The organism is Thioclava pacifica DSM 10166 (genome assembly GCF_000714535.1).
In the GTDB taxonomy this organism is placed as follows: Bacteria; Pseudomonadota; Alphaproteobacteria; order Rhodobacterales; family Rhodobacteraceae; genus Thioclava; species Thioclava pacifica.
Window position 1 is genome coordinate 117501 of record NZ_AUND01000039.1, and the last position, 12204, is coordinate 129704.

At 64.5% G+C, this 12204-nt stretch carries 14 protein-coding genes; 9 read left to right on the forward strand and 5 right to left on the reverse strand.

The window, feature by feature from the left end; all coding sequences use genetic code 11:
* Positions 1–119 precede the first annotated feature (119 nt).
* From TP2_RS15510 to TP2_RS15525, 4 genes are all read left to right on the forward strand, one after another.
* Positions 120–1715, forward strand: a complete 1596-nt coding sequence (locus TP2_RS15510; RefSeq protein WP_038079375.1) for a peptide chain release factor 3 — start codon at positions 120–122, stop codon at positions 1713–1715.
* Positions 1712–2416, forward strand: coding sequence for a hypothetical protein (locus tag TP2_RS18570; protein WP_157617149.1), 705 nt, complete (start codon positions 1712–1714; stop codon positions 2414–2416). Before TP2_RS15510 ends, TP2_RS18570 begins: the two co-directional genes overlap by 4 nt.
* A gap of 12 nt (positions 2417–2428) precedes the next feature.
* Positions 2429–2896, forward strand: coding sequence for a DUF6869 domain-containing protein (locus TP2_RS15520; RefSeq protein ID WP_038079379.1), 468 nt, complete (start codon positions 2429–2431; stop codon positions 2894–2896).
* 98 nt (positions 2897–2994) lie between these two features.
* Entirely contained in the window at positions 2995–3711 is a 717-nt protein-coding gene (locus TP2_RS15525; RefSeq protein WP_038079380.1) for a C40 family peptidase, read from the forward strand.
* 121 nt (positions 3712–3832) lie between these two features.
* Here TP2_RS15525 and TP2_RS15530 read toward each other — a convergent pair whose 3' ends face one another.
* Positions 3833–4162: a HesB/IscA family protein gene (locus TP2_RS15530; RefSeq protein ID WP_038079382.1), complete on the reverse strand. Its 330-nt coding sequence runs from the start codon at positions 4160–4162 to the stop codon at positions 3833–3835.
* A gap of 94 nt (positions 4163–4256) precedes the next feature.
* Here TP2_RS15530 and TP2_RS15535 point away from each other — a divergent pair, with 94 nt between their 5' ends.
* The 5 genes from TP2_RS15535 (at position 4257) to TP2_RS15555 (ending at position 8981) form a co-directional block, all read left to right on the forward strand.
* Positions 4257–5468 (forward strand): deoxyguanosinetriphosphate triphosphohydrolase, encoded by a 1212-nt coding sequence (locus tag TP2_RS15535; RefSeq protein WP_038079383.1) that lies wholly within the window; start codon positions 4257–4259, stop codon positions 5466–5468.
* 62 nt (positions 5469–5530) lie between these two features.
* Positions 5531–5953 (forward strand): OsmC family protein, encoded by a 423-nt coding sequence (locus TP2_RS15540; RefSeq protein WP_038079384.1) that lies wholly within the window; start codon positions 5531–5533, stop codon positions 5951–5953.
* A 174-nt stretch (positions 5954–6127) separates the two neighbouring features.
* Entirely contained in the window at positions 6128–6934 is an 807-nt protein-coding gene (gene xth, locus TP2_RS15545) for an exodeoxyribonuclease III (RefSeq protein ID WP_038079386.1), read from the forward strand.
* Between the two features lie 76 nt (positions 6935–7010).
* Positions 7011–7577, forward strand: a complete 567-nt coding sequence (locus TP2_RS15550; RefSeq protein WP_038079388.1) for a peroxidase-related enzyme — start codon at positions 7011–7013, stop codon at positions 7575–7577.
* A 66-nt stretch (positions 7578–7643) separates the two neighbouring features.
* Positions 7644–8981 carry an 8-oxoguanine deaminase gene (locus TP2_RS15555; RefSeq protein ID WP_038079389.1) on the forward strand — a complete coding sequence of 446 codons (1338 nt, stop codon included), beginning with the start codon at positions 7644–7646 and terminating at the stop codon, positions 8979–8981.
* Here TP2_RS15555 and TP2_RS15560 read toward each other — a convergent pair.
* The 4 genes from TP2_RS15560 to TP2_RS15575 are packed head-to-tail and all read right to left on the reverse strand — an operon-like array spanning position 8971 to position 12172.
* Positions 8971–9693 (reverse strand): hypothetical protein, encoded by a 723-nt coding sequence (locus TP2_RS15560; RefSeq protein ID WP_038079390.1) that lies wholly within the window; start codon positions 9691–9693, stop codon positions 8971–8973. The genes TP2_RS15555 and TP2_RS15560 overlap by 11 nt on opposite strands.
* A 6-nt stretch (positions 9694–9699) precedes the next feature.
* Positions 9700–11043: a sensor histidine kinase gene (locus tag TP2_RS15565; RefSeq protein ID WP_038079392.1), complete on the reverse strand. Its 1344-nt coding sequence runs from the start codon at positions 11041–11043 to the stop codon at positions 9700–9702.
* On the reverse strand, positions 11040–11705 hold the full coding sequence (locus TP2_RS15570) for a response regulator transcription factor (protein WP_038079394.1): 666 nt from the start codon (positions 11703–11705) through the stop codon (positions 11040–11042). Before TP2_RS15570 ends, TP2_RS15565 begins: the two co-directional genes overlap by 4 nt.
* Positions 11705–12172, reverse strand: a complete 468-nt coding sequence (locus TP2_RS15575; RefSeq protein WP_084714369.1) for a PepSY domain-containing protein — start codon at positions 12170–12172, stop codon at positions 11705–11707. Before TP2_RS15575 ends, TP2_RS15570 begins: the two co-directional genes overlap by 1 nt.
* Positions 12173–12204 lie beyond the last annotated feature (32 nt).

A 12204-nucleotide genomic window follows, 5' to 3' on the forward strand; every position in this document is an offset into this window, starting at 1 on the left:
CGCGTCTCACTGCGGCCCCGCGGGGATCATTCCGGGTTTCGGACCTCAGTGAGCGCCCCTGTCGCAACCGCGCACCTGCGCGATTGCAAGGGGCGCGCGGTCAGGATAAACGGGCGCGCATGAGCAACCGTCCCGCCCTCCCGCCCGAAATCGCCCGTCGCCGCACCTTCGCGATCATCTCGCACCCGGATGCGGGCAAGACCACCCTGACCGAAAAGTTCCTCCTTTTCGGTGGCGCCATCCAGATGGCGGGCCAGGTGCGCGCCAAGGGCGAGGCACGGCGGACGCGCTCGGACTTCATGAAGCTCGAACAGGATCGCGGGATCTCTGTCTCGGCCTCGGCCATGTCCTTCGAATATGGCGACTTTCGCTACAACCTCGTCGACACGCCCGGCCACTCGGATTTCTCGGAAGATACCTACCGGACGCTGACCGCCGTGGACGCCGCAATCATGGTGATCGATGGGGCAAAGGGCGTGGAAAGCCAGACCCGCAAGCTCTTCGAGGTCTGCCGCCTGCGCGACCTGCCGATCCTCACCTTCTGTAACAAGATGGACCGCGAGAGTCGCGAGACGTTCGAGATCATCGACGAAATCCAGGAAAATCTCGCGATCGACGTGGCCCCGGCTTCCTGGCCGATCGGCGTGGGCCGCGAATTTCTCGGCTGCTACGACATGCTGCATGACCGGCTGGAACTGATGGACCGGGCCGATCGCAACAAGGTCGCCGAGTCGATCAAGATCAGTGGTCTGGATGACCCGAAACTGGCCGAACATGTGCCCGCCGATCTGCTGGAAAAGCTGCGCGAAGAGGTCGAGATGGCGCGCGAGCTGCTGCCGACCTTTGACCGCCAGAGTTTCCTCGAAGGGCACATGACCCCGATCTGGTTCGGCTCTGCGATCAATAGCTTCGGCGTGAAGGAACTGATGGACGGGATCGGCGAATACGGGCCCGAGCCGGAGGTTTTCCACACCGCCGAGCGCGACGTGGCCCCCGAGGAGAAGAAGGTCGCCGGTTTTGTCTTCAAGGTGCAGGCCAACATGGACCCCAAGCACCGCGACCGTGTGGCCTTCGTGCGCCTCGTTTCGGGGCATTTCGAGCGCGGGCAGAAACTCTTCCACGTCCGCTCCAAGAAGCCGATGGCGGTGTCGAACCCGGTTCTGTTCCTTGCTGCCGACCGCGAACTGGCCGAGGAGGCCTGGGGCGGCGACATCATCGGTATCCCGAACCACGGCCAGCTGCGCATCGGCGACGCGCTGACCGAGGGCGAGACGCTGCGCTTCACCGGCATCCCGAGCTTCGCGCCCGAACTGCTGCAATCGGTGCGCGCGACTGACCCGATGAAGGGCAAGCATCTCGAAAAGGCGCTGATGCAATTCGCCGAAGAGGGGGCTGCGAAGGTATTCAAGCCCGCGATCGGCTCGGGCTTCATCGTGGGCGTCGTCGGCGCGCTGCAATTCGACGTGCTGGCAAGCCGGATCGAGCTGGAATACGGCATCCCCGTGCGCTTTGAGCCCTCGCAATTCACCTCCGCGCGCTGGGTGCAGGGTGACAAGGCGGCGGTCGAGAAGTTGGTCAATGCCAACAAACAGCACATCTCTTATGATCATGACGGCGACGTGGTCTTCCTGACCCGCCTGCAATGGGACATCGACCGTGTGGTGCGCGACTATGAGGGCGTGACGCTGAGCGCGACCAAGGAGATGATGCAGTGAGTGAGGAGTCGGTTGAACGTTTCCGGGTGTATACGGAAAGTCGTTCGATCAGTGATCTGGTTGCAGCACTAGAAAAAGAAGACGGGCAACATTCTCCGCGCGAAGTCAAGGAAAACAAAGACCTGAAAGAGCGTTGGGTACTTCGGAAGTGGCTCAGTTCAGTTGGTTTCGCTCAACAATTAGTTGGTCCCTTCGATCTTCTTCAGTCTGAGCGGCCCGACTTCACGTTGGCACACGCGGGAGGGACCCTCGGCATTGAGGTCGCGGAGATCACATCCCAAGTCGTCGCTAACTACCGTAAAGTCGTCTCTGAAAATGAAGAAGTTTTCTTTTCGCTTCCTAAGCCTGGTGATTTTCCAGACAACGCTCGAGCCGAGAAACTGCGCGACCATCTCCTATCGCCTGATAAAACAAGACCATATTCAGGAACCGAACCAGAGAATGAAATCGTTCAACTGACGATCAAAACAATCGAGAAAAAACGAAGAAAATCGCAAAGCTATGCTTCGGCTGACATGCTTGTCTTACTGCTGTATGAGAACTCTGGACGCCCGCGAGATCTTTGGGACGAAGCTCACGCACCAGATGCAATCGCGGAAGCTGTGATGAGGGCATGTGGCGAATTTTCATATGTAGCCCTTTGGCCCGTGGCAGAATTCTCGACCGAAGACGGTTCTTTTGTAGAATATCTAAATCGATAGAAGGTAGGCTTTATGACCACCCCGCTGCCCCCCGAGCTTGTCTCGATCCTGTGCAACGAGGCCAATGCGCCCGAGGATGTGCGCACGGTCGAGACGCTGGTGGCCTTGTGGCTCGCCGATAACGCGGTCGAGCCGGAGGACGAGAGCTTCCCCTGGTCCGTGCTCTGCGTCTTCGAGCTGCGCGAACATCCCGAAACGCTGTGGAGTTTCATCCGCAAGGCGCTGGCCGGGGCCACGACCGTCTGGCAGGCGGTCATGCTGGCGGCAGGCCCGCTCGAAGATCTGATCGCCGATCACGGGACCGATTTCATCGACCGGATCGAGCGCGAGGCGCGCCATTCCGCGCGCTTCCGTTTCACGCTCACGGGGGTCTGGCCGCAGGGCGAGAGCGATCCCGATCTCTGGGCGCGGATCGAGAAGGCCCGCGCGCTGGCGATGGATACCGGCATCGACATGGGCGGCCCGCTGCCCGCCAAGTGAGCCGCACCCGATCGCGCGCCAGTTAACGGAAATCACGTCTGCGCGCCTGCACTGTGCGCCCATGCGCCTGCGACCTAGCTCTGTATCAGGAGGAGGTCATGGCGCAACTCTCTCGGATGTCGGGCAAACGGATCGCGCGGTTCTTGCAAAAGCAGACACGCTATTACCAGCCCTTTGGCGTGATCCCGACGCGGGCTTTGCGCGCGACGCTGCGCCCCGGTGACGTGCTGTTGGTCGAGGGGGATCGGCGGATCTCTGCGGCGATCAAATATCTCACCCATTCGACATGGTCGCACGCGGCCTTCTATACCGGCGGGCCTCCTGGCGGCGAGCTGATCGAGGCCGATCTCGAGGCGGGCGTGCGCATAACCGGGCTGGGCGATTACGCCCATCTCAATACGCGCATCTGCCGTCCCGTCGGCTTGAAACATGCCCAGCTGGAAGCGGTGGTTGATTACATGCAAGGGGCGGTCGGGCGTAGCTATGATCTGAAGAACGTGGTCGATCTCGCGCGCTACCTGCTGCCGCGCCCGCCCGTGCCGCACCGGTTCCGACGGCGGATGCTGGCGCTGGGCTCGGGCGATCCGACGCGGGCGATCTGCTCGACCGTGATCGCCGAGGCCTTCCATTCGGTCCACTATCCGATCCTGCCCGATATCGAGCAAAGCTCGGAGGATGCGCAGCGCGAGATCCTGCATATCCGGCATTACTCGCTGTTCACGCCACGCGATTTCGACCTCTCGCCCTATTTCGACGTGATCAAGCCGACGCTGGAGGAGGGCTTTGACTTCCGCAAATTGCCCCTGGCGGAGTGACAGCGGTGAGTGCGGAAGCCTCCGGCGGGGATATTTGAAGCAGTTGGAATAACTGGTCCTTACATTCCAACTGCTTCAAATATCCCCCGCGGAGCGTCCTGCCTGCGCCAGGGGCGCGGCGTTACATCGAGAAGGAGATGCCGCAGCCGCAGGAGCTTGATGCGTTCGGGTTCTCGATCACGAAACGCGCGCCGATCAGCTCGTCGGTGAAGTCGATCACGGCGTTTTCGAGGAAGGGCAGGGAGACCGGGTCGATCAGAACCTTCTGGCCCGCGCCCTCGAGTACGATATCGTCGCTGGCGGCCGTCTCTTCGAGCTTGATGTCATATTGAAAGCCCGAACAGCCGCCCCCCTCGACGGCCACGCGCAGCGCCTGCGGCGCGTCACGACCTTCGTTGATTTCCGCCAGCCGCGCGAAGGCGCGATCGGTCACTTTCGGGGGCAGTTGCATCGGATTGGCCTTCCTGGCCCCGCGGGGCCTGTATTTCCGTCACATCCGAGATATAGGAGGGGCGAGGCGTGCCGACAAGACGAGGTTTTTTCCAGTGCTTAAGCCCTATGCCTGCCAGCCCGGCGAGAGCCGCGGGCGGCTTCACTCAGAAAGCATGTCCACCTTTCGCTCGCCCTTCCAGCGCGATCGCGACCGGATCATCCATTCCTCGGCGTTCCGGCGGCTCAAGCACAAGACGCAGGTCTTCGTCGAGCATGAGGGCGATTATTACCGCACCCGTCTGACCCATACGATCGAGGTGGCGCAGGTGGCGCGCACCATCGCGGGGGCCTTGGGGCTCAATACCGATCTGGCCGAGGCGGTGGCGCTGGCGCATGATCTGGGACATCCGCCCTTCGGACATACCGGGGAAGATGCGCTGGCCGAGCTGATGGCGCCCTATGGCGGGTTCGATCACAATGCGCAGGCGTTGCGCATCGTGACCAAGCTCGAAAAGCACTATGCCGGTTTCGACGGGCTGAACCTGACCTGGGAGACGCTGGAAGGCATCGCCAAGCACAACGGGCCTGCGATCTCGGACAAGGGCGGCTCGCACAGCTTCCCCAGCCGCGACCAGCTTCCCTACGCTTTGGCCGAGGTCGATGCGCAATGGGATCTGGAGCTGGAGACCAATGCATCCGCCGAGGCGCAGGTGGCTGCCGTGGCCGACGACGTGGCCTATAACCACCACGACCTGCATGATGGGTTGCGTGCGGGGCTCTTCACCGAAGAGGACCTTTGCGAGCTGCCGATGATCGGGGAGTGTTTCGCGGAAGTGGATCGTCTGCATCCCGGGCTCGACCGGTCGCGTCGCCAGCATGAGGCGCTGCGCCGGGTCTTTGGCGTGATGGTCGAGGATGTGATCCATGTCGCCGAGAACCGCCTGACCTCGCTCGGGCCGAAATCGGTTGACGATATCCGGCATATGGACGGGCCGATCATCCGATTTTCCAAGCCACTCTACCAGAGCCTCAAGGTGCTCAAGCAGTTCCTGTTCCAGCGTATGTATCGCGCGCCCTCGGTGGTGGTGGAGCGCAAGCGCGTGACCGAGATGGTCAACGCGCTGTTTCCGCTGTTCATGGAGCGCCCCGAGCTGCTGCCCGAGGACTGGCAGGACGAGGTGGCGCTTGCGCGCATCGCGGGCGGCGATCGCACGCGGCCGGAGGCGAAAGAGGCGCTGGCGCGGGTGGTGCTCGATTACGTGGCCGGGATGACCGACCGGTTCGCGATCCAGGAATATGACCGGCTGATCGGGCGCAATATCTGAGCGGAACAACTTTTCCTGCGAGTCTGTTATGCTGATGGCGAACAGCAACAGGAGGGAACGCCATGATCCGCAAACACGCATCCGCCCATTGGGAAGGCACGATCAAGGGGGGCGGCGGCACCGTCTCGACCGAGAGCGGTGCGCTTAGCGCCCAGCCCTATGGGTTCAACACGCGCTTCGAGGACAAGCCGGGCTCGAACCCCGAAGAGCTGATCGGGGCGGCCCATGCGGCTTGTTTCTCGATGGCGCTGTCGCTCGGGCTGGAAGAGGCCGGGGTGAGCGACGTGGTGATCGACACCAAGGCGGAAATCTCGCTCGAGAAACAGGAGGACGGGTTCGCGGTGACGAAATCGGCTTTGACCGCGACCGTGAAAGGCTCGGGCGACGAGGCGGCGATCCGTAAGGCGGCGGAAAGGGCGAAGGCCGGCTGCCCGATCTCGAAGCTGCTGAATTGCGAGATCACGCTGGATCTGACGATCGGCTGAGGTCGGTTTCGATGAGCAGGAAGGGCGCCCTAACGGGCGCTTTTTCATTTTCCAGGCAATGAGGGTCGGGCGCGACTCGGGGCTGGCTGCCCGCATCCCGCGCGAACCCCGCTCTTGTCTCCCGGCCCGGCTTGACGCTACACCCGTGCCAGACCCAAGCCGGAGCTGCCGCCCATGAAAATCGCCACCTTCAACATCAACGGCATCAAGGCGCGTCATCAGGCGCTGCTCGATTGGCTCAAGGAGGCCGAGCCCGATGTGGCCCTGCTGCAGGAGATCAAATCGGTCGACGAGGCCTTCCCGCGCGAGCTGTTCGAGGAGCTGGGGTATCAGGTCGAAACCCATGGGCAGAAGAGTTTCAACGGGGTGGCGATCCTGTCGAAACTGCCGCTCGAGGATGTGACGCGCGGGTTGCCGGGCGATGACAGTGACGAACAGGCCCGCTGGATCGAGGCGACGGTGGTGGGCAAGGTGGCGGTGCGGCTCTGTGGGCTCTACCTGCCCAATGGCAACCCGGTCGAGTTCGACGACACGGGTGCGCCGCTCGCGGGCGGGAAATATGCCTACAAGCTCGCCTGGATGGCACGGATGAAGGCACGGGCCGAAGAATTGCTCGCCAGTGAAGAGCCTGTCGTGATGGCGGGCGATTACAACATCATCCCGCAGGATGAGGACGCGGCAAAGCCCGAAGCGTGGCGCGGCGATGCGTTGGCGCTGCCGCAAAGCCGGGCGGCTTTCCGGGAGATCCTGAACCTTGGCTTCACCGAGGCATTCCGCGCCCGCGTGCAGGGGCCCGGCCATTATTCCTTCTGGGATTATCAGGCAGGGGCCTGGCAGAAGAATAACGGCATCCGGATCGACCACCTGCTGCTCTCGCCGCAGGCTGCCGATCTGATGCGCGATGTGGGCATCGACAAGGAAATCCGCGGCCGCGACAAGCCCTCCGATCACGTGCCGGTCTGGATCGCTCTCGACGCCTGATCCGGAGTGCCGCAACGTCACTTCCTCGACCGCGCCGCGACTGTGCATAGTGGCGGCGGGAGAGAGGAGACCCTGAATGCATCACAAGATCAGCCGGCACCCGGTGCCGCAACTCGCCGACATGCCCGAGGATATCCGCACGCGGATCGAGGCGGTTCAGGAGAAAGCCGGGTTCATCCCGAATATCTTCCTCGCGCTGGCGCACCGGCCCGACGAATGTCGCGCCTTTTTCGCCTATCATGACGCGCTGATGGAAAAGCCCGGCAACCTGACCATTGCCGAGCGCGAGATGATCGTGGTGGCGACCTCCGCGGCCAATGAGTGCCAGTATTGCGTGATTGCCCACGGGGCGATCCTGCGCATCCGCGCCAAGAACCCGCTGATCGCGGATCAGGTCGCGGTGAATTATCGCAAATCCGAGATCACGCCCCGGCAGCGCGCGATGCTCGATTTCGCGATGAAGGTTTGCCTCAACGCGCAGGAGGTTGAGGAAGCCGATTACGAGGCACTGCGCGCGCATGGTTTCACCGATGACGACATCTGGGATATTGGCGCGATCACCGCGTTTTTCGGCCTGTCTAACCGCTTGGTGAACATGGCCGCGATCCCGCCGAACCCCGAATTTTACGCAATGGGGCGCTGAGCCTCTCTGGTCTTCGCCCATCGACGCGGTCTAGGCTCTGGTGAAACCAGCCAGAGGGAACACGCGATGGGCGAGATCTTGATCCGGGGCGCCGAGGTGGTCGTCACGATGGACGGCACCCGGCGCGAGCTGAAAGGCGCGGACGTTTTGATCCGCGACGGACAGATCGCCGCTGTCGGGCCGGGGCTGCAAAGCGCGGGCGAGGTGGTCGAGGCCAAGGGTTGTGTCGTCACGCCGGGGCTCGTGAACACCCATCATCACCTCTACCAGACGCTGACGCGCGCGGTGCCGGGGGGGCAGGATGCGCTGCTCTTTGGCTGGCTGCAGACGCTCTACCCGATCTGGGCGAAGATGGGCCCCGAGGAGATCAGCGTCTCGGCGCAGGTGGGGCTCGCGGAACTGGCGCTGACCGGCTGCACCACGAGCTCGGATCACCTCTACATGTATCCCGGTGGCGCGCGGCTTGAGGACACGATCCACGCTGCCGCCGAACTGGGCCTGCGGTTCCATCCCACGCGCGGTGCGATGAGCATTGGCGAGAGCGATGGCGGTCTGCCGCCCGATAGCCTTGTGGAGCGCGAAGAGGCGATCCTGAACGACTGCATCCGGGTGATCGACGCCTTCCACGATCCGAATGAGGGCGCGATGTGCCGCGTCGGGGTCGCGCCGTGCTCGCCCTTCTCGGTCTCGCGCGAGCTGATGCGCGATGCGGCGTTGCTGGCGCGCGACAAGGGCGTGATGCTGCACACCCATCTGGCCGAGAATGACGAGGATATTTCCTATTCGCTGGAACAGTTCGGCTGCCGTCCGGGGCAATATGCCGAGGATTTGGGTTGGACCGGCGACGATGTCTGGCACGCCCATTGCGTCAAACTCGACGCGGGCGAGATCGACCTGTTTTCGCGCTCGCGCACGGGCGTCGCGCATTGTCCCTGTTCGAATTGTCGCCTTGGCTCGGGCATCGCGCCCGTGCGTCAGATGCGCGATGCGGGGGTGAAAGTCGCGCTGGGCGTCGATGGTTCGGCCTCCAATGACGCGGGGAGCCTGATTGGCGAGGCGCGCATGGCGATGCTGTTGCAGCGGGTCCGGAACGGGGCCGATGCGATGGCCGCGCGCGAGGCGCTGGAGATCGCGACGCTGGGTGGGGCGCAGGTTCTGGGGCGGCCCGATTGTGGGATGCTCGCGCCCGGCAAGCGCGCGGATGTCGCGATCTGGGATGTCTCGGGGCTGGAGGCGGCGGGGGCCTGGGACCCGGTCGCGGCGCTGGTGCTGTGCGGGCCGCCCAAGGTGAAACATCTCTTCGTCGAGGGGCGTCAGGTGGTGCGCGACGGGCAGGTCGTGACGATCGACCTGCCGCGGGTGATCGAGACGCAAAACCGTCTTGCCGCGAAACTCATGGGCTGAATTTCTCGCGCCGCACGGCCCCGGCGGCGCTGGCGATGCGCAGCAGGCGGCGGCGGTCGCCCGCAAGGGCGGCCTCCATCATTCCCGACAGTCCACCGCGCGCTTTCAGATGCGGGGCGAGTTCGGAATGGCCGAGTTCGGGGAAGATCAGGTGATCGATATGGGCCGCGCGCGGGAAGGGCATGGCCTGCGCGAGATCATCCCGCGCGCCGTGGCACAGGATCGTCCAGCAAGTCGCGGGCGGGATCGGGGCGGTTGGCCAGCGATACTCCGTGATCCGGTCTGTCCAGTCTGACCAGCGCGTCTCTCCCGGCACGACACCCGGCGCCACTGCGTATTGCGGCCCAAGGGCCAGCACCGTGTCGATCTTGAGAACCTGCGTTGCCGCGAGCGCCGAGAAGGCCCCCATGGAGAGCCCTACCGCTGCGATCAGTCGGACCGGGCGGCGCGCGGTGACCTGCTCCAGCGCCGTCCGCAGGGCCGGGGCAAAACCGGGATCGTTCGTCCAGCTGCGGTCTGCATCCATCACGAACAGAGCCCTGCGAGGGTGGTCCGGTGTGCCGCGCCCGGTGGCGGTGGCGACAAATTCAGGCGTGGACGGGCGGGTCGCGTCATGGCCGATCGAGGAGAAGGCGATCACCAGATCCTCGCCCGCGCCATCGAGAAAATCGACGCGGTAGGGGGGGCTGTCATGGAGACACTCGAACGGCATCCGGTCTCAGCCCAGCACCGCAGGCAGAAGAAGCCGAACGCGCAGCCCCGGCGCGATGTTTTCCAGCTCCAGCGCGCCGCCCACGGCCTCGGCGATCTCGGCCGAAATCGAGAGACCCAGCCCATGCCCGCTCTGATCGGCACGCGCGCCGCGTTTGCGCATTTCGTCGATCCTCGAAGGCTCGATCCCCGGCCCGTCATCCTCGACCGTAATTTCGACCTGCGCGCCCAGATCGCGGGCGCGGATCGTGACGCGGCTCGTGGCGTGGCGGCTCGCATTCTCGACGATCGCACCAAGCGCTTCGGTCAGATCGTCGGCGTCGATCGCGGCCAAGGGGGCGCCGCTCGCGTCGATCTGCCAACTCAGCTCCGCGCCCTGCGGCGTGCGGCTGACGACCGACACGACGCGTTCGATCACCGGGCTGACCTGCGTCTTCGCCGCGCGGCTGCGTCCGGCCAGGCGCGTTCGGGTCAGTTCGTGATCGACATGGCGGCTCATCGCGGCGGCGATTTCCTCGATCGATCGGGCCGCGTTGTGTTGCCCTGTCTGGCGCAGCCGGTCGGCCTCGCCCAGAAGCGCCTGAAGCGGCGTCTTGAAGCCATGCGCGAGATCGGCGGCACGGCGGCGGGCGCGCTCAAGTTCCGCTTCGCGTGCGGCGATCAGCGCATCGACCTCGGCCACCAGCGGGGCGACCTCCTTCGGGAAATCCTCGCCCATCCGGTTCTGCTTGCCCGAGCGCACGGCCGCGACACGCTCGCCGATCGTCGCAAGCGGGCGCAGGCCGATGAAAAGCTGCGCCCAGCCCGCGGCGATCAGCGCCACCGCGAGAATCGCGTTATAGGGCAGCAGGTCGCGCAGGAAGGCGCGGCGGGCCTCGTCGAGATCGGCAGTGGTCAGCGCGACCGCCACGCGGCTCACCCCGCCGCCGAGGCTGTCGGGAAGCGTCACGATCCGTTCGAGGGTCAGCAACGCGCCGCCCGAAGGGTCGGGCAGGATATGGGTGTGGATCTGTCCGTCAGGCAGCGCGTCAGGGGGGAGCGGCAGTACGTAGTCCCACAGCGAGCGCGAGCGCAGCACCGCCGTCCCGGTATCGACTTGCCAGTAAAGCCCGCTCAGCGGTTGTTCGAAGCGCGGATCTGTGGGTGGTGTCTCAAGCCCGAGCAGGCCCTGCGCATCGCGCCCGAGACCGGCCACGACCTGATCGAGCTGAACCGAGAGTTCCGCCTCTGCGCGGCGCTGGACATGGGCCGCAAAGAGCGTGGTCAGTGCCGCCGAGGTGAAGGCCAGCGCCACGACCACCGCCACCGCCCCCGCGAGGGCAAGCCGCAGCCGCAGCGAGGGCCGCGTCACGCGCCGCTCCCTTCGAGAAAATAGCCGAAGCCGCGCCGGGTGCCGATCACGCCGGGGCCGAGTTTGCGCCTGAGCCGCGCGATCACGGCCTCAAGCGCATTCGCTTCGCGCGCATCGTCGTCGCCATAGAGATGTTCGAGCAGTTCGGTCGGTGGCACGACCCGTTCGCGATGCAGCATCAGATAGGAGAGCAGGCGATATTCCAGCGCGGTTGCCGGCACAGGAACGCCGCGGATCGCCACGCTCATGCGGTTCGCATCGAGCGTCAGCTCGCCCGCGCTCTGCAACGCGGTGGCGCGACCTGCCGACCGCCGGATCAGCGCGCGCGCCCGTGCGATCACTTCTTCCATGCGGAAGGGTTTGGGCAGGTAATCATCCGCGCCCGCGTCGATCCCCTCGACGCGCTCGGTCCAGGCGCCGCGTGCGGTCAGCACCAGCACCGGCATGTCGCGGCCATTCGCACGCCATTTCTTGAGAACGCTCAGACCGTCCATTCCGGGCAGGCCGAGATCGAGGATCACGAGGTCATAGGATTCGGTGTCGCCGAGGAACCACGCGTCCTCGCCATCCTCGCAGGTCTCCACGAGAAATCCCGCCGCCTCCAGCGCCGTTTTCAGATCTGCCGCAATCCGCTGGTCATCCTCGACCGCCAAGACGCGCATCAGTTCCCCTCGTCGAACCCGCTTTTCCCAGCCTTAGCAATCGGCAAACCGGTGGCGGCGTCAACCTCGAGTTCAAGGAGGCGTCCTTCGGGGGTGATCAGCTTGAGCGCGTAGATGTAGTGGCCCGCTTGTTGTTCGAGATCGACTTTGATGACGCGCCCGCGCTGGCGTTCGCGCAGGGTCGCAAGGATGCGGTTGAGCGGCAGGATCTCGTTGCGTTCCACCGCCGAGCGGGCGCGATCATGATCCGAAGCGCTCGACCCGCCGCCCCCATTGCTTCCGCCGTTGCCACCGCCATTGCCTCCGCCGCCGCCCGAACGTTGGGCGAGCGCCGGGCTGGCCAGCAGCACAACAAGAAGGAAGGTGACGAGAGTTTTCATCCGGACTCCATAGCCGATCCGACCTGACAGGACGCTGACAGAGAGCGTCAGGATGGTGTCAGGGCGAGCATGGCAGAACGGGGTCATCGAGGCAAACGGGCCTCACAGCGATTCGTAGG

Bases quoted from the DNA above. Each gene is read 5' to 3' on its own strand.
- TP2_RS15510 (WP_038079375.1), top strand. From the start codon at position 120: ATGAGCAACCGTCCCGCCCTCCCGCCCGAAATCGCCCGTCGCCGCACC.
- TP2_RS15520 (WP_038079379.1), top strand. From the start codon at position 2,429: ATGACCACCCCGCTGCCCCCCGAGCTTGTCTCGATCCTGTGCAACGAG.
- TP2_RS15525 (WP_038079380.1), top strand. From the start codon at position 2,995: ATGGCGCAACTCTCTCGGATGTCGGGCAAACGGATCGCGCGGTTCTTG.
- TP2_RS15530 (WP_038079382.1), bottom strand. From the start codon at position 4,162: ATGCAACTGCCCCCGAAAGTGACCGATCGCGCCTTCGCGCGGCTGGCG.
- TP2_RS15540 (WP_038079384.1), top strand. From the start codon at position 5,531: ATGATCCGCAAACACGCATCCGCCCATTGGGAAGGCACGATCAAGGGG.
- xth (WP_038079386.1), top strand. From the start codon at position 6,128: ATGAAAATCGCCACCTTCAACATCAACGGCATCAAGGCGCGTCATCAG.
- TP2_RS15550 (WP_038079388.1), top strand. From the start codon at position 7,011: ATGCATCACAAGATCAGCCGGCACCCGGTGCCGCAACTCGCCGACATG.
- TP2_RS15555 (WP_038079389.1), top strand. From the start codon at position 7,644: ATGGGCGAGATCTTGATCCGGGGCGCCGAGGTGGTCGTCACGATGGAC.
- TP2_RS15560 (WP_038079390.1), bottom strand. From the start codon at position 9,693: ATGCCGTTCGAGTGTCTCCATGACAGCCCCCCCTACCGCGTCGATTTT.
- TP2_RS15570 (WP_038079394.1), bottom strand. From the start codon at position 11,705: ATGCGCGTCTTGGCGGTCGAGGATGACCAGCGGATTGCGGCAGATCTG.
- TP2_RS15575 (WP_084714369.1), bottom strand. From the start codon at position 12,172: ATGACCCCGTTCTGCCATGCTCGCCCTGACACCATCCTGACGCTCTCT.